The sequence below is a fragment of the Microbulbifer bruguierae genome, assembly GCF_029869925.1.
GTDB lineage: Bacteria > Pseudomonadota > Gammaproteobacteria > Pseudomonadales > Cellvibrionaceae > Microbulbifer > Microbulbifer bruguierae.
The window spans coordinates 1,774,774-1,795,000 of the sequence record NZ_CP118605.1; the positions used below are offsets into that span (position 1 = coordinate 1,774,774).

The following is a 20,227-nucleotide window of genomic DNA, read 5'->3' on the forward strand; positions in this document are numbered from 1 at the left end:
TCCGGCGTCTCGCTGGTCAACCACGATAAGTCCAAACAACAAGCCCAAAAGGCCAACCATGAACAAACTGCTATTACCCTTGGCTATTGCCGGCGCTATCGCCGGTATCAATCTGACCGGCTGTGCTAAGTCTGACAACGCCGCTGCCGAACTGACCCAGGGCAGCAAGCCCGCGACTGAAGCTAACGTATCCCAACAGGCGGGGCTGAGTTCCGGGATCGACCTTTCCGCCATGGACACTAACGTGCGCCCACAGGATGACTTTTTCAGCTATGTGAACGGCACCTGGATGAAAAACACGGAAATCCCCGCGGACAAATCCAGCTGGGGCGCCTTCTACATGCTGCGCGACAAAGCCACCGAAGAAGTGAAGACCCTGATCATGGAAGCCGGCGAACACGCCGACAATGCCGGTGCCAAGCAGATCGGCGACCTGTACAACAGCTTCATGAACGAAGAGGTGATCGAAAAGAAAGGCTTCACAGCAATCGCTGGCGAATTGGCCAAAGTAGACGCGATCAACTCCGCTAAAGATCTCACCGACTTCTTTGCCTATGCGGACACCGTCGGTTACAGCACACCGTTCGGCGCCGGTATCTGGCAAGACCTCAAAGACGTAGAAAATTACATTGCGGTACTGTGGCAAGGAGGTCTCGGCCTGCCCGATCGCGATTACTACTTCGATGAAACCGAAAAAGGCCAGAAACTGCAGCAGGCTTACCGGGACTATCTGGTGAAGGTCCAGCAGCTCGCCGGGCTGGATAATGCCGAAGCCAACGCCGACGCCATCTACGCACTGGAAAAAAGCCTGGCAGCCCATCACCGCACCCGGGTTGATAACCGCGATCCGGAAAAATATTACAACAAGAAGTCCGTGGCTGAACTGAAAGCACTGCTGCCCGCCGTCGACTGGGACAGTTACCTGCAGATGGCGCACCTGGAAAAAGCCGAAAACTTCATGGTTGCCCAGCCTGAATACCTGCAAGCGGTCAGCCAGATTGTTACCAATACCGACCTCGAAACCTGGAAGCGCTATCTCAAGATCAAGGTAATTTCCTCTGCAGCGCCCTACCTGCACAGCGAAATTGCCCAGGCAAACTTCGACTTCTACAGCACCACCATCCGCGGTGTCGAGCAGATGCAACCGCGCTGGAAACGCGCCGTTGAATTCGTTAACGGCTCTGTCGGCGAGCTGGTGGGACAACGTTACGTAGAAAAGTACTTCCCCCCGGAAGCCAAGGCGCGCATGGTTGAGTTGGTGAACAACCTCAAAGCCGCCTACGGTGAATCCATCGAATCGCTCACCTGGATGAGCGAAGAAACCAAGCAACAGGCACTGGAGAAGCTCGCCAACTTCACCACCAAAATTGGCTACCCGGACCAATGGCGCGATTACAGCGCACTGGAAGTCAGCGCCGACAATCTGGTAGGCAATGCCATTGCCGCGACCCTGTTTGAGACTCTGAACGAGCGCAACAAACTGGGTAAACCCCTGGATCGCAGCGAGTGGGGTATGAGCCCACAGACCGTAAACGCCTACTACAATCCGCCGATGAACGAGATTGTATTCCCCGCAGCCATCCTGCAGCCGCCGTTCTTCAATATGCAGGCAGATGACGCCGTCAACTACGGTGGTATCGGCGGTGTGATCGGCCACGAGATCGGCCACGGTTTCGATGACAAGGGCAGCAAGTTTGACGGCAAGGGCTACCTGAACAACTGGTGGACCGACTCCGACCTCAGCAACTTTGAAGGCCTTACCGGCAAGCTGGTTGCACAGTACAACGGCTTCGCACCGCTGGAAGGTGAACACGTAAACGGCGAACTGACCCTGGGTGAAAATATCGGTGACCTTTCCGGCCTCGGTATTGCCTACAAGGCCTATAAAATGTCTCTGAACGGCAAAGAGGCTCCGGTCATTGACGGCTTCACTGGCGACCAGCGCGTGTTCCTCGGCTGGGCGCAGGTGTGGCGCGCCAAGATGCGCGATGAGGCCCTGAGTGAGCGCCTGAAAACCGATCCGCACTCCCCTGCGGAGTACCGGGTACAAGGTGTACTGCCGAATATTGAAGCGTTCTACTCCGCGTTTGACGTGAAGGAAGGCGATGGTATGTACCTGCCAAAAGAAGATCGCGTTGTAATTTGGTAGTACTAATTTGGTAGTCATAATCTGCCAACCCCGGGAGCGCGGAGCACCAGCTCCGCTTGCGGGCCACAAGGCCCGCCTCCTCCCCCCGCGTTTCCCCACTGCTCGCCTACCCTGACATCGCCCTACAATCTCCCCCACTCCCCCCGCCAATGGATTACCATTGCAGCAAAGGACTTCGGGAGACCCTAATGGCCCACCAGAATCAATTCCAGCTACTCGGCAGCCGCCGTTTTTTTCCCTTCTTCTGCACCCAGTTCCTCGGCGCCTTTAACGACAATGTATTCAAGAATGCCCTGATCGTTATGATCGCCTTCCGGCTCGCCGCGGACCAGGCGAACTTCCTGATCAATCTGGCCGCGGGCCTGTTCATCCTGCCGTTCTTTCTGTTCTCAGCCACCGCCGGACAGGTAGCCGACAAAACCGACAAAAGTGTGCTGATCCAGCGTATCAAGCTCGCGGAGATTGGCATTGCCATCTTCGGCGCAACCGCGCTCTACAGCGGCAACAATTACCTCTGCCTGACGGTGCTGTTTTTACTTGGGGTTCAGTCCGCATTTTTTGGTCCGGTGAAATACGCGATATTGCCCCAGCACCTGCGTAAAACTGAGCTGGTAAGCGGCAATGCCCTGGTGGAAATGGGCACCTTTGTATCGATCTTGCTGGGGACCATCGTCGGCGGCCTGCTGGCGGCTCACACCGGCGAAGGTGAACTGGGGGTAGTGTTTATTTCCGCAATCATCATTGCCGTCGCGGCTCTCGGATACCTGGCGGCGCGCGCCATTCCCGCCGCCACGGCTCCCGCCCCCGATATCGACATCAACTACAACCCGGTTTCCCAGACCCGGGACATACTGCAGGAAGCGGCAAAAACACCGTCGGTGTTTTACGCGATTATCGGTATCTCCTGGTTCTGGCTGTTGGGTGCGGCCTATCTGACCCAGATACCCAGTCTGACCCGCAACGTACTGGGTGGCAGTGAATCCCTGGTGACCCTGCTGCTGTGCTGTTTCACTGTCGGCGTGGCAGTCGGCTCACTACTGTGCGGACGCCTCTCGCGCGGCCGTGTAGAACTGGGACTGGTGCCGATTGGCGCTGCCGGACTCACCGTGGCCGGTGCACTGCTCGCGACGGCCACCGGTTCCTTCATTCCATCGGGCACCACGACCGCCATCGCCTTCTGGGCCAGTGAGGGCTCTTTCGCCATTCTCACCAATCTGACCCTGATCGGTATTTTTGGCGGCTTTTACATAGTGCCTCTGTACTCGATGATGCAGGAACGCTCGGCCCCGCAAATCCGCGCGCGCATCATTGCCGTGAACAATGTGATGAATGCCTTGTTTATGGTGGTCGCGGCGGTAATGGGTATCGTATTCCTGAATAAGCTGGGCGCGAGTATTCCCCAGTTCTTCCTGATCATCGCGCTGATGAATGCGGCGGTTGCGGTATTTGTATTTACCAAAGTGCCGGAATTCACCATGCGCCTGTTGATCTGGCTGCTCTCCCATACCATGTACCGGGTCAAACACGAAGGGTTGGAACAGATTCCCGCGGAGGGGCCAGCGATCATCGCCTGCAATCATGTCAGTTATGTAGACGCACTGTTACTGGCCGGTGCGGTGCGCCGACCAATCCGTTTCATCATGTACAAGCCCATCTACGAAATCCCGGTACTGCACTTTATTTTCAAAACCAGCCGCGCGATTCCCATCTGCTCAAAGGAAAAGGATCCGCAGGGCTACGCGCAGGCGTTTGAAGCTATCGAACAAGGGCTGAAAGATGGTGACCTGCTGGGTATTTTCCCCGAGGGTCAGCTGACCAAAGACGGGGAATTACAGCCGTTCAAGGCCGGAATTGAAAAGATTCTACAGCGCACGCCGGTACCGGTGATTCCCATGGCCTTACGAGGACTGTGGGGCAGTTTTTTCAGCCACAAGGACGGCAACGCGTTTAGTACGCTACCCAGAAGATTCTGGTCGAAAGTTTCAGTGGTAGCGGGAGATCCCGTTGCTGCGGCAGAGTGCAAAGCTGAGCAATTGCAGGCAACTATCCTCGGATTACGGGGGGAGAGTCGCTAGCGCGCGCTGGTTTGACGGGAAAATTGTGTAGCCCTGCGGTTGCTTCACCGCAGGGCTGCTAGCCAAGGGATTACAGCGCAGCCAGTGCCGCTTCGTAATCCGGCTCATCGGCAGTTTCTGCCACCTGTTCGGTGTAGGCTACGTTGCCACTCTCATCGATAACCACGACCGCACGGGACATCAGGCCTTTCAGTGGCCCCGTCTCGAATGCCACACCGTAATCACTGCCAAAACCTGAGCGGAAGGTAGAGCCCAGCTTCACATTTTCAATCCCTTCAGCGCCGCAGAAACGGGTCATGGCGAAAGGCAGATCCGCCGATATACAGACCACCACCGTATTGTCCAGGGACGCCACTTTTTCATTGAATGCGCGCACAGACATGGCACAGGTTGGCGTATCTACGGAGGGGAAAATATTCAATACCACACGCTTGCCCGCCAGCTCGGACAGAGTCAGCTCGGACAAATCGCCCTGCACCAGGGTGAAATCCGGCGCCTGACTACCAACTGCCGGCAGTTCTCCAACGGTAGTGATTGGGTTTCCTTTCAGGGTGATAGTGGCCATTAGGTATTCCTTTATTCAGCGTGGTTAAAGTCCCGGCAGCATGCCGAGGGGCAACAGCAAAGTCAATTGGCATACCAGAAACAAAAAACCCCGCAATAAGCGGGGTTTTTATTACACCATTTCTGAATATTGTCGGCTCAGTGTTCAGAGGACACCCGCCCGAAATTTCCTTCCATTTCGGCGGCCAGAAAAGACATCACCACCCAGGCGGCGACATTCTGTTTGAGGATTTCCGGATCTACCTTGTCCAGAGTATCGTTTGGCGTGTGGTGATAATCGAAGTAATCACTACCATCCTGGAACAGCCCCATCGCTGGCACACCGCGCGCAACAAAGACACTGCTGTCCGGGCCGCCGGAAGACTGGTTGTTGCCACGCTCAATGCCGAGTGGCGCCAGTAATTGCATCATCTGGTCAGCGATGACGAATTTACTTTCCGGAATACGGGTATCAAAGCGCCACACCTTGCCAGCTCCGAAATCGGATTCAGACACCATGATGATCTTATCCAGGTCATTTTCATGGGCTTCTACATATTGTCGGGCACCCACCAGACCAATTTCCTCAGCACCAAACAACACCACCCGCAGGGTGCGGCGAGGACGTTGCGGCAACTCGGCAATCAGGCGTGCGGTTTCCATCACAATCGCCACACCAGCGCCATCGTCGAGGGCACCGGTGCCTTCGTCCCAGCTGTCGAGGTGGGCACCAATCAGCACCACTTCTTCCGGCTTCTCACGGCCAACGACTTCGCCGACCACGTTGAAGGATGGGCCATTTTCCAGGCGTTCGTTGTGGGTATCTAGCTTCACCTGCACCGGCTTGCCGCGCTTCAGCATTGCTTCCAGCAGATTGGCATCGGGCGCCGACAGGGCCAGTGCCGGTACCGGGTTTTCGACACCGTCGATGGACATCATTCCGGTATGCGCAAAGCGGTCGGAATCGGTGCCCACGGAGCGCAGCAGCAGAGCAGCGGCGCCTTTTTCTGTAGCCGCACGCATGCCCTTGCTGCGCCCCGCGGCAGCCGGACCGTAGCCTTCTCCGGTACGCGCGCGCTCCATACGCTTGTTGATAAAAGCAATCTTGCCTTTTATCTTCCGGGCCGGCGCTTTCTGCAGGGCCTCTACATCGGCGAACTCGACAATTTCTGCAGTCAGTCCACCTTCCGGCGTCGCCGCACCATACCCCAGGGAAGTCACCACCAGCGGTTGCGGGTAAGGCGCGACCACTTCTGCGTGAGCGTGTCCGCGCACCCAGCGTTTTACATCGATTTGCTCGGTATAGACGCGATCAAAGCCCAGGTCTTTCATTTTTTGCTGCGCCCACGCCACCGCGCGCTCATCCCCTTCGGTGCCGGCACGGCGGGGACCTACTTCAACAGTAAGCGATTCCACCAGGCTGTAGGCATCGGAAGAATCCAGTGCGCGATCCCGCAGTACTTCCGCTACCGACACGTCTTCCTGCTTGAGTGGCATGGCCTGAGTGGCGGCCACCAACAGCGCAGCTGCCAGGCCTCCAGTAACATTGATCAGTGGTTTCAACATGGGGTTCAACATGGGGTTCAACATGAGCTTCAACATAGTTTCTCCCGATATAACTCGTTAAATTATTGTGAGTTTTGAGGCTCGCAATGGAGGCTCAATCCTGCTGAGGCAGAGCGAGCAAGCGTTCGCGCACTTCCCGCAACTTGCTCAGTCCGGCTTCAGTAAACAGATACGGTATTTTACCGGTGTATTCTTCTTCCTCGATCTGCAGGCACTCGAGGCGCAACTGCTCCAGAGGAGGGTCGTGACGCATGGGGTAACAGGTCAACGCCCGCCACTCGTTATCGTCCGCCTGACCTGCAATGACATCTTCGAGTCCGCGCTGGAACTGGGCCCGCTCCATGCGAAAGCGCGGTGTGCGCATATGCATCAGCCCCCACACGATCACCGCGAACACAGCAAATGAAAGGCATACCGTCACGGCAATGGTCATTGGCTATGCCTCCTGCAAATGTGCTTCCTGTAAATGTTGCGCTGCGACCCTTAACGACGCGGAAAAGTAGCCGGCTCAGCGACAACAATCAGACCGTGTCGATGTCGGTCTGATATTCCGGATTTCGCCCGCGGTACTTGCTGAAGCGCTTCTGGATTTCCTGCATATCCGCTTCCAGATCACCGGTGGGATGATAGAGGGAATCGATGCAGATTCGCTTGGTGGGGAAATCCCAGGCGACCAGCAATACCGGTACACCCGCCGCATTGGCGATACGCAGGAATCCATTTTTCCACTTGTGCGCTTTCTTGCGAGTGCCTTCCGGAGTGATAGCAACCCACATTTTTTCGTTCTGCCGGAACTGGTTCGCTACCTGTTTGGCCATACCGCCGGCAGCGGAACGATCGGTAGGAATACCACCCAGCGCCATAAACAGCCCTTTAAACGGGAAGAAAAACGCCTCTTTCTTCATCATCCAGGAGGCCTTGAGCTTGAGCGCCATGATAAATGGCATGGCTACCACAAAGTCCCAGTTGGATGTGTGCGGAGCCAGGGCCACCATCAATTTCTTTTCCGCCGGGAAATTGCCGTCAAACCGCCAGCCGAGCATTTTGACGATCAACAGCCCGATACCCTGGGTAAACCAGTTGCCCACCCGCGGCATTTCTTCCGGCAGCTGCGCGGGGATTGTTGTTTTCTTTACGGCTGTCACTGCGAAAATCTCTTGTTGTTACTACTGCTGATACTATTGCTGCTAATGCGACGGTTACGGCAAAAATTTCCGGATCAATGCTCACGGGTTGCGTAAAAGCGTATTTCCTTGTGGCGCTCCTGCGCCAGTTGCAGGTTAACCCGTGTCGGTGCCAGATAGGTAAGGTGGCCGGAACCGTCCAGAGCCAGGTTGATACTGGCCTTGTTCTTGAAATTTTCCAGCTCCCTGGCACTGTCGCTGTCTACCCAACGCGCAGTGTTTACATTCACATTTTCGTAAATGGCTTCCACCTTGTATTCATCTTTCAGGCGGTAAGCTACCACCTCAAACTGCAGCACCCCCACCGCGCCAACAATGATGTCATTGTTGTCCAGGGGGAAAAACACCTGGGTGGATCCTTCTTCCGACAACTGCTGTAGGCCTTTCTGTAACTGCTTCAGTTTCAGCGGGTCCTTCAGGCGGATGCGGCGAAACAGTTCCGGGGCAAAGTTGGGAATGCCCGTAAACTTCAGGCTCTCGCCCTCGGTAAAGGTATCGCCAATCTGAATGGTGCCGTGGTTGTGCAGCCCGATGATATCGCCGGCAATGGCCACTTCCACATGGGTGCGGTCGCCCGCCATAAAGGTCACTGCATCGGCGATTTTCACATCCTTGCCGATGCGAACGTGCTTCATCTTCATGCCCCGGTTATAGGTTCCCGAGCACACTCGCATAAACGCGATGCGGTCGCGGTGTTTCGGGTCCATATTTGCCTGGATCTTGAACACAAAACCGGTGAACTTGTCTTCCTCGGGTTCTACCGTGCGCTCGCTGGTCTCCCGCGGCTGCGGGCCCGGGGCCCACTCCACAAAGCCATCCAACATCTCTCGCACGCCGAAGTTACCCAGCGCAGTACCGAAAAATACCGGGGTCAACTTGCCCTCGCGGTACTCGTCCAGGTCAAATTCGTGGGTCGCGCCACGCACCAGATCGATTTCATCTCGGATATCGTCCGCATATTCACCGAGCAGGGCGTCGGCCTCGGCGGAATCCAATCCCTTGATCTGGATATCGTCGGGAATCGTGTGTCCCTGCCCCTGCTTGAACACATGGATAGTGTCCGTGTACAGGTTGTACACGCCCTTGAAATTTTTGCCGGAAGAGAGCGGCCAATTGATTGGCGCCGCCTTGATGTTCAGTACTTCCTCGATCTCGTCCATCACCTCGATGGGGTCGCGGATATCCCGGTCCAGCTTGTTGATGAATGACAGGATCGGCGTGGTACGCAGACGACACACGTTCATCAGCTTGATGGTGCGGTCCTCCACACCTTTGGCCCCGTCGATCACCATCAGTGCCGAGTCCACGGCGGTGAGCACCCGGTAGGTGTCCTCCGAGAAGTCTTCATGCCCCGGGGTATCCAGCAGGTTAACCACTCGCTGCTTATAGGGGAACTGCATCACCGAGGAAGTCACGGAGATACCCCGCTCCTGCTCCATGGTCATCCAGTCCGAGCGCGCGTGGGGGCCCTTTTTGCCCTTGACCGAGCCCGCCAGCTGAATGGCATTTCCGAACAACAGGAGCTTTTCGGTCACCGTGGTCTTACCGGCGTCCGGGTGGGAAATGATGGCGAAGGTGCGGCGGCCATTGATGCCCGCCAGTGAAGAACTCTGGCCCATAGTCTTGGTGGTGATACAGCTAAAATAAGGGGCGCATTATACACGTCCAGGCCCAGGGAAGCGGGTGGAACTCGTCAGACTATGCATGCCTGTGAACATCGGGTCACCAGCGTGGGACCTGTTGCCGGCGACGAGATTTCACGGTTTCGGAATTCGAGCATGTAATTTGGCTTCCGAAGAGTGCAGCTTGCGCGCATCCATGGCTGTTACACTGCCTATGGTCTTTAAGTCATAAACCCAGAGGAACCCCATGAACCCTACGCGACTCCAGCGGCTGAGATCTGAGCTGGTTGGCCAGCAAATCGATGCATTCCTGGTCCCCCGCGGCGATGAATACCAGAACGAGTATGTACCCGCCGCTGACGAGCGCCTCGCCTGGCTTACCGGGTTCACCGGCTCCGCGGGCCTCGCCGCTCTCGCTCGCGATCGCAACGCGCTGTTCGTCGATGGCCGTTACACCTTGCAGGCGGCGCAGGAAATTGGCTCTCAACCCATCGAACAGCAAAGCCTATCCGCTGCCGACATCGCCAACTGGCTGTGTGACGCGCTGAATGAAGGGGATACTCTCGGCTACGATCCGCGCCTGCATACCGAGCCTGCACTGGCCCCGCTGAAAAAGCGGCTCACTGAGTGCGGCATTCTGCTGCGCCCTCTGGATGACAACCCCATCGACCGTATCTGGGAAAACCGCCCTGCCTCTCCCAATGGCGTGGCATGTCCCCACCCCCATACCTTCACCGGCGAAGATTCCGCCAGCAAACGCCAGCGTATTGCCCAGTTACTCACGGATAAAAAACAGGATGCCCTGTGGCTTGCCAATCCGGAAGTCTGTGCCTGGCTGTTCAATATCCGCGGTAGTGATATTCCTCACTTGCCGGTGGCGCTGTCTATGGGATTTCTCTACCAGGACGGCAGTGCGACCCTGTATCTGGCGGACGGCGCCAGCAGCGACGCCCTGCGCCAACACCTGGGAAGGGAAGTAGAACTCGTCAGTGACAAACCCCAACTGTTTGCCGCCGCCGAACGGCAGCATGTACAGAAAGTCTGGGCGGATCCGCTTCTGACCAACTGCTGGACCCTGCAACAGCTCAGAAACCGGGAAATGCACCTGCTGCTGGAACGAGACCCCATCACCGGCGCCAAGGCACGCAAAAATGCCGTCGAGCTGGCTGGCAGTCGCGCTGCGCACGTTCGCGACGGCGCCGCCCTGTGCGAATTTCTCGCGGAACTACCTAAGGCGGTGCAGCAGGAAAACTTTGGCGAACTGGAAGCCGTGCAACTGCTACGCAGCAAACGCGAACTTCGCGAGGGCTTTACCGACGACAGTTTCGATTCCATTTCCGGCTATCGCGGCAACGGCGCCATCGTCCACTACCGGGTCAGCCCAGAATCCAGCCTGCCGATGAAGGCGGAGGGTATCTACCTGATCGATTCCGGTGGTCAGTACCCGGATGGCACCACAGATGTCACCCGCACCGTGGCACTGGGAGCATTCCCGGCACCAGCAAAAGAGCACTTTACCCGTGTACTCAAGGGGCATATCGCCATTGCCACCTTGCGTTTTCCCATCGGCACCTGCGGCGAACAAATCGATGCCTTTGCACGGAAATCGCTGTGGGATGCGGGACTGGATTACGCCCACGGCACCGGCCACGGTGTGGGCAGTTTTCTCAGTGTACACGAGGGACCCCAGCGGATTGGCAAGGCTGCCACCAATGTGGCGCTAGAGGCCGGGATGATTGTCTCCAACGAACCGGGGTTTTATCTCACCGACGAGTACGGCATCCGCATAGAGAACCTGATCTTTGTGAAGGAGAGTGCCGACTACCCGGGCTTTCTGGAGTTTGAAGATCTGACTCTGGCACCCATTGATCGCCATCTGATTGAGCCGACGCTGCTGAGCGACAGCGAGCTGGAATGGCTGAACCGCTACCACCGGAAAGTACGGGAAGCTCTGCTGCCACTGGTCAACGAGCAAACCCAGGAGTGGCTGCAGGCGGCCACCAAACCGATCGCCAGGGGCGAGGTACTGTAGATGCCTACGACGCCCGCGCGCCTTGTTTGCGCGGGCGTTTCAAACAGTGAATCGCTGTTACTTGGCCAGCACACTCTTGCCCATCCCACTCTCTGACTCGGCAGCCCGCGCAGCCAGGTAACCCCGCAGCCACCACCAGGCCACTCCTCCCAGCAACAGATTGGAAACCAGAGTGGCCACGAACAGCCCCTGAATACCCCAGAGTTTGTTGCCCAGCCATGCCAGCGGCAGATAGAGGCCCAGCACCCGCAAAAAGGAAATCAGGGTCGCGGGAAGGGGGTGACCGAGGCCATTGAAGGCAGCATTCGCCGACATCACAAACCCGTAACCCGCATAGCTGAATGGCACCAGGCTCAGATAAGCCACCGCCACAGCGACCACCTGTGGCGAGTCGCTGAAAAGAGAGACTAGCGGTGCACCCAGCAGCCACAGCAACACAGCCATACCCACCCCGAAAAAGATACAGAACCGCGCCAGCACCGATATGGTCTGCTGCAAGCGCTCATGTATCCCCGCCCCGGCGTTCTGTCCCATGAACGGTCCAACTACGGATGAAAGGGCGTAAAACACGATCAGCGCCACAGGCTCGATACGCAGCGCCACTCCAAGCCCCGCGACCGCATCAGCACCATGAGCGGCCACCAGTGCTACCACCACGCCGCCAGACATGGGAATGATCACGTTGGTGGCAATCGCCGGCAGCCCTACCGACAACAAACTCCGCCACGATGCCTTCAGTTGCGGCCAGTGCCGGCTAGGCAGTGCCAGTATCTGCTCCCGGCTCACCAGTATGTAGAGCGCTATGGCGAAGCTCAGCCCCCGCGCAATGACCGTAGCCAGTGCCGCCCCTTCCAGCTCCAGCCGCGGGAAACCGAATAGGCCGAAAATCAGCAATGGATCGAGAATCAGGTTAAACAACGCCACCGCCAGCATGATCCGCCCGGTTAGGGCGCTGTTGCCGATGGCGCGCAGCGCCGACAGCGATACCATCGGCACCACTGCAAATACCGCCCCCAGATACCAGGTCACCATATAGTCACCAATGAGTGGCAGCAGCCGCTCCTGGGCACCCAGCAACCGGAACAACGGCTCTACAGTCAGCAGCCCCGTTACACTGACCAATGTTGCGATCAGCAACGCCAGCAAGGTGGCGTCGCTCACCAACCGTTTCACCTGCGCCATGTCACCCGCGCCATAGGCCCTTGCCACGGCGGATGAGGTTCCCGCTCCCAGGCCGATGGCCAGTGCGTTAACGACCATCACCACGGGGAAGGTAAAACTCATCGCAGCCAGTGGTGCATCTCCCAACTGGGCTACAAAATAGGTATCCACCACGTTGAATGACATGGTGGCGAGAATGCCCCAGACCATGGGTAACGCCAGGCGCTGCAGATGGCCGGCGACGGAGCCGTCAAGTAATGAGGGGTTTTTGCTACTGGGCATGGGTGTGGTGAAAACCGGCGAGGTAGTGCGCTATCTCTAAAGAAGGCGCTAAAAATTGAACGACTATTCTAGGGCCTCAGCCCGGAAAATTCGACGGCCGGCATGGAAAATCCGTTCCGCTTACAATGTACCCGTGTCAGAGATCCAGGCTCATAAGCAACGCATCTTCCCGGCTTCCGTCGGCCTTCGGGTAATAATTTTTGCGGCGACCGTCTTCGGAAAATCCGAGCTTGTGATACAGGCCGCGGGCAGCGCGATTGGAGGCTCGCACCTCCAGTAACACCCGCGCGACGTCTTCTGGCAGCTGCGCGAAAACCTGCTGTAAAAGCCTTGCGCCCAGCCCTCGCCGGCGCCACTGTGGCGCCACCGCGACATCGAGGATTTCCAGTTCATCAAATACCTGGCTGGCGACGCAGCAGGCGGCGATATCGCCGCACTCTGCACGCAATATCCAGCACTGATGACCGGAAGCGAGGCTGTCGCGATACTGAGCTTCACTCCAGGGGTGACTGTGGGCGCTGCGGGCGAGTATCGCCAACGCGTCACAATCCTCCGAGGCGGCCCGCTCGAGGCGAAGCGCTGTGTCAGAGGAAGGTGAGGGAGAAATATCTTTCGGGGGCGAATTCACAGAGGCGAACTTCCGTGCGCGGCCACGTGGGCGGCGGGTCGTTTTAGCGACGAGTCTGCTCGGGATACTGCTTGCGTAGCAGTTGCCACAGTTCTCGCTTGCGTAAGGGGTCTCGCAATAGCTCAGTGAGGCTGGGCATGACAATGACTTTTGTCCCGTGCCAGTCCGCAACTGCCTCATCCATCGACAACGGTGCGCAGTATTCCCGCGCCTGACTCCCCATCAGCCAGATGGACTTCACCGGCTTTCTGGCGTAGGCCGCCTCCAGCCAGCTACTGCAGGTATCGCGGGCATCAGAGGCGCCGGCTGCGGCGGCAAAGGGATTTTCGGCCATTGGCCATTTCAGCTTGTCTTTTTCCGTGCCCAGCTGATGCCAGCCAAGCGCGCGGGCAATATTTCCAAACAGGGCTTCCACCGGTAACGCAGTACCAGGCTCACGGCTGTCAACGGCAAGCAGCTCCTCCCCCAACCACCAGCAATTGAGCACAAAGGGGCCAACACTGGGCTCGCGAGGCGCAATCGCTACCTGCTTGGGCGCTGCCGGAGCAATGCGGGTTTCCGCGGTGATACTGCCGATGACCCGGCTTACTTGGGGCTCAATGGCCGGTGGCCGCGCACCGGCGTCAGCGACAGGTTCCTCCAGGGTCGCCACGGTAGCGGGATCACTGGTATTCCCGGAGCCACCAACCGCCGCCATCAGGGCCGCCGCCGGAGCATCCTCCAGGGCCTCGCCCTCGACCGGAGACGGCAGCACCGCCTGCAATGGCTCCGGAGCCAGTGGCAGACGGAATCTGGGCATATAACTGGTCACACCCAATGCCGTTAAATATTCCGTCCGTTGCCGTTCGTTCACACTGACTCCCGCCTGCTACCCGATTAAACGCCTTGCGGCTTACTGCCTTTGCTGGCCAGCAAGTTTAAAGCATCCAGATAAGCTTTGGCGGATGCAACCAGAATATCTGTATCCGCGCCCACGCCATTGACCAGTTTCCCGTCGAGTTCGAGCCGCACGGTCACGCTGCCTTGAGAGTCAGTTCCCTGAGTCACAGCGTTCACAGAGTACAGTTTCAGGTCTGCATTGCTGCCCACTACGGACTCGATGGCTTTGAACGTGGCGTCCACCGGACCACTGCCCTCTGCGCTGCAGGATGTCACTTCACCGTCGATAACCAGCTGAAGCTGCGCCTGCGGATTGCTGCCGCTCTTGCTGCGCACATCGAGATCCTGCAACTGGTAGAGCTCTACCGGTTCCGAGGCACCGGAGATCAACGACTGCAGGTCTTCGTCGAAGATTTCGTGTTTCTTATCCGCGAGATCTTTGAAACGCTGAAACAGTACGTTGAACTCTGCCGAGTCCGCAAAGGTCACGCCCAATTCTTCGTAGCGAGCCTTCACCGCGGCGCGCCCGGAGTGCTTACCCAGAACCAGGCGATTGTTTCCCCAGCCCACATCCTCTGCACGCATGATTTCGTAGGTTTCGCGGTGTTTGAGAATACCGTCCTGGTGAATGCCGGACTCGTGGGCAAACGCGTTGGCGCCGACGATAGCCTTGTTCGGCTGTACAGGGAATCCGGTAATCGACGACACCAGACGGGAAGTGGGCACGATATGACTGGCATCGATACGGGTATCCACGGGGTACAGATCCTGCCGGGTCCGCACTGCCATTACGATCTCCTCGAGAGATGCATTGCCTGCGCGCTCGCCGAGACCATTGATAGTGCACTCTACCTGGCGTACACCATTCATCACCGCAGACAGGGAGTTGGCCACCGCCAATCCCAAGTCGTTATGGCAGTGGGTGGAGAAAATGGCGAGATCTGAATTAGGCACACTCTCAATCACCCGTCGGAACATCGCACCATACTCACCCGGCTCTCCGTAACCCACGGTATCGGGAATGTTAATGGTGCGGGCACCCGCCTTGATCACCGCCTCAATGATCCGGTACATGAATTCCGGCTCCGAACGGCTGCCATCTTCGAGGGAAAATTCCACATCGTCCGTAAAGCGGCGTGCCGTCGTAACCGCTTCCACCGCCCGCTGCAGTACCGCTTCCGGCTCCATCTGCAGTTTGTACTTCATATGAATAGGCGAAGTGGCAATAAAGGTATGGATACGGCCGGAGTTGGCCTTTTTCAACGCCTCAGCAGCGCGCAGAATATCCGGTCCAACGGCGCGGGCAAGACTGCATACGGTAGAGTCCTTGACGGTCTCGGCCACCGCCTGCACCGCTTCGAAATCGCCCTGGCTGGCAATGGCAAAGCCCGCTTCAATCACATCTACCTTCATGCGTTCCAGCATGGTGGCAATGCGGACCTTTTCCTCCTTGGTCATGGAAGCGCCGGGGCTCTGCTCGCCATCGCGCAATGTAGTATCAAATATGACTAATTTATCTTTTTTAGTGTTCATCAGGGCTCTTCTCCTAGTCTGGCCCGAGGCTAAACAGCGGTAACTGCGCTGTCTATGCGCTACTCAAATTTAGTGCGGAATTCTGTCTGGTGGTGTGCGGATAAAATTATATGCCGCAGTACGCTAGTCGCAGGTGGCGCGTTAGCAGGGGATAAGCTAGCAGGCAGGTGAGTTTGGCGCTGGCGCGCAAAAAGGGAATGGAATATTGGCTCGCAAAGGTCATCGACATAGGTCCGGAGCTTTCCGGGCACCGGACCGGCACTATCGGGATAGTGGGGACAGTGACATTCATGGCTGCTGCTTCAATCTGGTTGATGGATTTCCACGCCCACCGCGGCGCGGTGACAGTGCAGGACTATACGCCTGCGGCCCCGCACAGATCAACAACCATCCTACTTAAACAGAAATATTGCCACCTTAAAGCAAAAATATGGGCACCGACACAGAAAACATAAAACACCCGTCCTAATTTGAGAAATTCTACGTGGTAAAATCTCAAGCCAGAAATGACCCCGCAAATGGCGGGGCCTGCGAATTCACAACAATTGTTCGATATCCACCCTCAGTGCTTCCGGCTTGTCTTTGGGCGCGTAGCGGTTAACCACCTCACCTTCACGATTTACCAGGAACTTGGTGAAATTCCACTTTATGCCCTCTGTACCGAGGATACCTGGCGCCGCCTTTTTCAGGTGGCTAAACAGGGGATGTGCCTTTTCACCATTCACATCCAATTTCGCGTACACCGGGAAACTCACTCCGTAGTTAAGCTCACAGAATTCCTGTATTTCGCTATCACTACCAGGTTCCTGCTGCCCAAACTGATTACAGGGAAATCCCAGCACCACCAGCCCTTTGTCTTTGAATTTCCGGTACAGATCTTCCAGCCCCTGGTACTGGGGCGTGAATCCACATTTGCTGGCAGTGTTGACCAGCAGCATCACCTTTCCTTTGAACTCAGCGAGAGTGGTCTCACGGCCGTCATGAGTGGTTACGGGTATGGCATAGAGGTCGTTCACGGAAATCTCCTTGGTGTAGTCGTCCAAACTCAAATTGAGACCACGTTAATTGTGCACAAAACAATTGGCAATGTTTTCCCGCCATGCACTGCGAGCAGAGCTACGTCCAGGCTGGCGCCCTTATTGTGGAAAACTGATTTTATTGGTGTTTTTCATGTTATCCACATGCACATTACTCACAGAAACACTGGACAGACCTGGGGATAAGTCCGGGATATTGGGTGTGAGCGGCGTGGTTACTGGGTTTGGATGAGCGTTTAAAAAAGCGACAGCGGGGTTTTGAGCGGTTTCCCGCCGCCAATTAACCTAAAAATTCGATTTCACAAACGAAAAAAGCCCTGACCGCGTTAGCGATCAGAGCTTTTGGAAAAAATTCATCGTATCCAAAAAACAAAACCCCCGCAGGATTCCTTGCGGGGGTTTTCTTTTTTAGATGCCTGACAAAGCTGCGAGCAGCTTTGGACTGCCGTAGGCAGCCCGGAGGGTGAGAGCCTTGGGCTCGAATCACCATGACCATTGCGCGCAGCGAAATTGGTCATCGGCAGGTGTAAAAGAAGAAAGGCCGTACAGTTCCCTGTACGGCCTTTCGGATTTGAAGCCTGACGATGACCTACTCTCACATGGGGAAGCCCCACACTACCATCGGCGATGTTGCGTTTCACTTCTGAGTTCGGCAAGGGATCAGGTGGTTCCACAACTCTATTGTCGTCAGGCAAACTGGCTTGGGTTGGCTTGGTCTTATGGGCTCTTTGCCCTGCGCTGCCGCTTGACTGTCCGTTTGCACTCGCTTTTTAGCGATAACAGTCAACCCAAATACTTCGGTAAAACATTCTGTAGTAATACACCGCAAGTCGATCAATCGAACACTGCGTCTCTCGGCTCACAATCCGCTGATCTCATTCGATCAGTCAATCGTTAGTAACCATCTCTGTTGTATGGTCAAGCCGCACGGGCAATTAGTACTGGTTAGCTCAACGCCTCACAACGCTTCCACACCCAGCCTATCAACGTGGTAGTCTTCCACGGCCCTTCAGGACTCTCAAGGAGTCAGGGAGATCTCATCTTGAAGGAGGCTTCCCGCTTAGATGCTTTCAGCGGTTATCCCGTCCGAACATAGCTACCGGGCAATGCCACTGGCGTGACAACCCGAACACCAGAGGTTCGTTCACTCCGGTCCTCTCGTACTAGGAGCAACTCTTCTCAAATCTCCAACGCCCACGGCAGATAGGGACCGAACTGTCTCACGACGTTCTAAACCCAGCTCGCGTACCACTTTAAATGGCGAACAGCCATACCCTTGGGACCGGCTTCAGCCCCAGGATGTGATGAGCCGACATCGAGGTGCCAAACACCGCCGTCGATGTGAACTCTTGGGCGGTATCAGCCTGTTATCCCCGGAGTACCTTTTATCCGTTGAGCGATGGCCCTTCCATACAGAACCACCGGATCACTATGACCTACTTTCGTACCTGCTCGTCATGTCTGACTCGCAGTCAAGCGCACTTATACCATTATGCTCATTGCATGATTTCCGACCATGCTGAGTGCACCTTCGTACTCCTCCGTTACTCTTTGGGAGGAGACCGCCCCAGTCAAACTACCCACCATACACTGTCCTCGATCCAGATCATGGACCAGAGTTAGAACCTCAAACATACCAGGGTGGTATTTCAAGGATGGCTCCACAGTGACTGGCGTCACTGCTTCAAAGCCTCCCACCTATCCTACACAAGTAGGCTCAAAGTTCAGTGCAAAGCTATAGTAAAGGTTCACGGGGTCTTTCCGTCTAGCCGCGGGTACACTGCATCTTAACAGCGATTTCAATTTCACTGAGTCTCTGGTGGAGACAGCTTGGCCATCGTTACGCCATTCGTGCAGGTCGGAACTTACCCGACAAGGAATTTCGCTACCTTAGGACCGTTATAGTTACGGCCGCCGTTTACCGGGGCTTCGATCAAGAGCTTCGCTTACGCTAACCCCATCAATTAACCTTCCGGCACCGGGCAGGCGTCACACCCTATACGTCCACTTACGTGTTTGCAGAGTGCTATGTTTTTAATAAACAGTCGCAGCCAACTGGTCACTTCGACCGCCAACAGCTTACGGAGCAAGTCCGATCACCGTCAGCGGCGTACCTTCTCCCGAAGTTACGGTACCATTTTGCCTAGTTCCTTCACCAGAGTTCTCTCAAGCGCCTTGGTATTCTCTACCTGACCACCTGTGTCGGTTTAGAGTACGGTTCACAATTGCCTGAAGCTTAGAAGTTTTTCCTGGAAGCAGGGCATCAACCACTTCGTCTCTTAAAGAGACTCGTCATCAGCTCTCAGCCTTAGGGACCCGGATTTGCCTAAGTCCCCAGCCTACTACCTTAAACATGGACAACCAATCGCCATGCTGGCCTAGCCTTCTCCGTCACTCCATCGCAGCAATTGCAAGTACAGGAATATTAACCTGTTTCCCATCGACTACGGCTTTCGCCCTCGCCTTAGGGGCCGACTAACCCTGTCCCGATTAGCGTTGGACAGGAACCCTTGGTCTTCCGGCGGGGAGGTTTTTCACCCCCCTTGTCGTTACTCATGTCAGCATTCGCACTTGTGATACCTCCAGCAGACCTCACAGTCCACCTTCAGCGGCTTACACAACGCTCCTCTACCATGCAACATAGTTGCATCCGCAGCTTCGGTTACCAGTTTGAGCCCCGGTATATCTTCCGCGCGGGCCGACTCGACTAGTGAGCTATTACGCTTTCTTTAAAGGATGGCTGCTTCTAAGCCAACCTCCTAGCTGTCTGGGCCTTCCCACATCGTTTCCCACTTAACTGGTATTTGGGACCTTAGCTGGCGGTCTGGGTTGTTTCCCTTTTCACGACGGACGTTAGCACCCGCCGTGTGTCTCCCGCGATTGCACTCCTCGGTATTCGGAGTTTGCATGGGGTTGGTAAGTCGGGATGACCCCCTAGCCCAAACAGTGCTCTACGCCGCAGGGTGAGACGCGAGGCGCTACCTAAATAGCTTTCGAGGAGAACCAGCTATCTCCCGGCTTGATTAGCCTTTCACTCCGATCCACAGGTCATCCCCTAATTTTTCAACATTAGTGGGTTCGGTCCTCCAGTTGATGTTACTCAACCTTCAACCTGCCCATGGATAGATCGCCGGGTTTCGGGTCTATTGCCTGCAACTAAACGCCCTATTAAGACTCGATTTCTCTACGGCTCCCCTATGCGGTTAACCTTGCTACAGACAATAAGTCGCTGACCCATTATACAAAAGGTACGCAGTCACAGAACAAGTCTGCTCCTACTGCTTGTACGTATACGGTTTCAGGTTCTATTTCACTCCCCTCTCCGGGGTTCTTTTCGCCTTTCCCTCACGGTACTGGTTCACTATCGGTCAGCTGGGAGTATTTAGCCTTGGAGGATGGTCCCCCCATATTCAGTCAAGATAACACGTGTCCCGACCTACTCGATTTCACTCAATGTGCCTTTTCGTGTACGGGGCTATCACCCTGTATCGCGGAACTTTCCAGATCCTTCCACTAAAACATAAAGAGCTTAAGGG

At 56.2% G+C, this 20,227-nt stretch carries 14 protein-coding genes and 2 rRNA genes (1 of these 16 cut by a window edge); 4 read left to right on the top strand and 12 right to left on the bottom strand.

The features are described from left to right. The first annotated feature begins 58 nt into the window (after positions 1-58). Together PVT68_RS07625 and PVT68_RS07630 are read left to right on the top strand one after the other, a co-directional pair. Entirely contained in the window at positions 59-2,149 is a 2,091-nt protein-coding gene (locus PVT68_RS07625) for a M13 family metallopeptidase (RefSeq protein WP_280322118.1), read from the top strand. Between the two features lie 188 nt (positions 2,150-2,337). Then, positions 2,338-4,224, top strand: a complete 1,887-nt coding sequence (locus PVT68_RS07630; protein ID WP_280322119.1) for an MFS transporter — start codon at positions 2,338-2,340, stop codon at positions 4,222-4,224. Positions 4,225-4,294: 70 nt separating this feature from the next. On the opposite strand, the gene tpx is transcribed toward PVT68_RS07630, so the two are convergent. The 5 genes from tpx to PVT68_RS07655 form a co-directional block, all read right to left on the bottom strand. Then, entirely contained in the window at positions 4,295-4,789 is a 495-nt protein-coding gene (gene tpx / locus PVT68_RS07635) for a thiol peroxidase (RefSeq protein WP_280322121.1), read from the bottom strand. Between the two features lie 137 nt (positions 4,790-4,926). After that, a complete protein-coding gene (locus PVT68_RS07640; RefSeq protein WP_280322122.1) occupies positions 4,927-6,369 on the bottom strand; it encodes a M20/M25/M40 family metallo-hydrolase in 1,443 nt (480 codons plus the stop codon). A 58-nt stretch (positions 6,370-6,427) separates the two neighbouring features. Further along, positions 6,428-6,766, bottom strand: a complete 339-nt coding sequence (locus tag PVT68_RS07645; RefSeq protein ID WP_280322123.1) for a hypothetical protein — start codon at positions 6,764-6,766, stop codon at positions 6,428-6,430. 88 nt (positions 6,767-6,854) lie between these two features. Beyond that, a complete protein-coding gene (locus tag PVT68_RS07650) occupies positions 6,855-7,478 on the bottom strand; it encodes a lysophospholipid acyltransferase family protein (protein ID WP_280322124.1) in 624 nt (207 codons plus the stop codon). A 74-nt stretch (positions 7,479-7,552) separates the two neighbouring features. After that, entirely contained in the window at positions 7,553-9,136 is a 1,584-nt protein-coding gene (locus PVT68_RS07655) for a peptide chain release factor 3 (RefSeq protein WP_280322125.1), read from the bottom strand. A gap of 250 nt (positions 9,137-9,386) precedes the next feature. Between PVT68_RS07655 and PVT68_RS07660 the strand changes: the two genes are divergently transcribed. Further along, positions 9,387-11,171: an aminopeptidase P family protein gene (locus PVT68_RS07660; protein ID WP_280322126.1), complete on the top strand. Its 1,785-nt coding sequence runs from the start codon at positions 9,387-9,389 to the stop codon at positions 11,169-11,171. 57 nt (positions 11,172-11,228) lie between these two features. On the opposite strand, the gene PVT68_RS07665 is transcribed toward PVT68_RS07660, so the two are convergent. From PVT68_RS07665 to PVT68_RS07680, 4 genes are all read right to left on the bottom strand, one after another. Further along, on the bottom strand, positions 11,229-12,614 hold the full coding sequence (locus PVT68_RS07665) for an MATE family efflux transporter (protein WP_280322127.1): 1,386 nt from the start codon (positions 12,612-12,614) through the stop codon (positions 11,229-11,231). 136 nt (positions 12,615-12,750) lie between these two features. Continuing rightward, positions 12,751-13,152 carry a ribosomal protein S18-alanine N-acetyltransferase gene (gene rimI / locus PVT68_RS07670; RefSeq protein ID WP_280322128.1) on the bottom strand — a complete coding sequence of 134 codons (402 nt, stop codon included), beginning with the start codon at positions 13,150-13,152 and terminating at the stop codon, positions 12,751-12,753. A gap of 133 nt (positions 13,153-13,285) precedes the next feature. Then, positions 13,286-14,095 (bottom strand): hypothetical protein, encoded by an 810-nt coding sequence (locus PVT68_RS07675; RefSeq protein WP_280322129.1) that lies wholly within the window; start codon positions 14,093-14,095, stop codon positions 13,286-13,288. A gap of 23 nt (positions 14,096-14,118) precedes the next feature. Continuing rightward, a complete protein-coding gene (locus tag PVT68_RS07680; RefSeq protein ID WP_280322130.1) occupies positions 14,119-15,654 on the bottom strand; it encodes a 2-isopropylmalate synthase in 1,536 nt (511 codons plus the stop codon). 173 nt (positions 15,655-15,827) lie between these two features. Here PVT68_RS07680 and PVT68_RS07685 point away from each other — a divergent pair, with 173 nt between their 5' ends. Continuing rightward, positions 15,828-16,109, top strand: a complete 282-nt coding sequence (locus PVT68_RS07685; protein WP_280322131.1) for a hypothetical protein — start codon at positions 15,828-15,830, stop codon at positions 16,107-16,109. An 81-nt stretch (positions 16,110-16,190) separates the two neighbouring features. Here the strand turns inward: PVT68_RS07685 and PVT68_RS07690 are convergent, their stop codons facing one another. The 3 genes from PVT68_RS07690 to PVT68_RS07700 form a co-directional block, all read right to left on the bottom strand. After that, positions 16,191-16,670, bottom strand: coding sequence for a glutathione peroxidase (locus tag PVT68_RS07690; RefSeq protein ID WP_280322132.1), 480 nt, complete (start codon positions 16,668-16,670; stop codon positions 16,191-16,193). A gap of 597 nt (positions 16,671-17,267) precedes the next feature. Next, positions 17,268-17,383: ribosomal RNA gene (rrf, locus tag PVT68_RS07695) — 5S ribosomal RNA — on the bottom strand. A 222-nt stretch (positions 17,384-17,605) separates the two neighbouring features. Beyond that, a 23S ribosomal RNA gene (locus PVT68_RS07700) occupies positions 17,606-20,227 on the bottom strand (it continues 262 nt past the right edge of the window).

Excerpts from the sequence above, each read along its gene's own strand:
- PVT68_RS07625 (WP_280322118.1), top strand. The coding sequence starts at position 59 with ATGAACAAACTGCTATTACCCTTGGCTATTGCCGGCGCTATCGCCGGT.
- PVT68_RS07630 (WP_280322119.1), top strand. The coding sequence starts at position 2,338 with ATGGCCCACCAGAATCAATTCCAGCTACTCGGCAGCCGCCGTTTTTTT.
- tpx (WP_280322121.1), bottom strand. The coding sequence starts at position 4,789 with ATGGCCACTATCACCCTGAAAGGAAACCCAATCACTACCGTTGGAGAA.
- PVT68_RS07640 (WP_280322122.1), bottom strand. The coding sequence starts at position 6,369 with ATGTTGAAGCTCATGTTGAACCCCATGTTGAACCCCATGTTGAAACCA.
- PVT68_RS07645 (WP_280322123.1), bottom strand. The coding sequence starts at position 6,766 with ATGACCATTGCCGTGACGGTATGCCTTTCATTTGCTGTGTTCGCGGTG.
- PVT68_RS07655 (WP_280322125.1), bottom strand. The coding sequence starts at position 9,136 with ATGGGCCAGAGTTCTTCACTGGCGGGCATCAATGGCCGCCGCACCTTC.
- PVT68_RS07660 (WP_280322126.1), top strand. The coding sequence starts at position 9,387 with ATGAACCCTACGCGACTCCAGCGGCTGAGATCTGAGCTGGTTGGCCAG.
- PVT68_RS07665 (WP_280322127.1), bottom strand. The coding sequence starts at position 12,614 with ATGCCCAGTAGCAAAAACCCCTCATTACTTGACGGCTCCGTCGCCGGC.
- PVT68_RS07680 (WP_280322130.1), bottom strand. The coding sequence starts at position 15,654 with ATGAACACTAAAAAAGATAAATTAGTCATATTTGATACTACATTGCGC.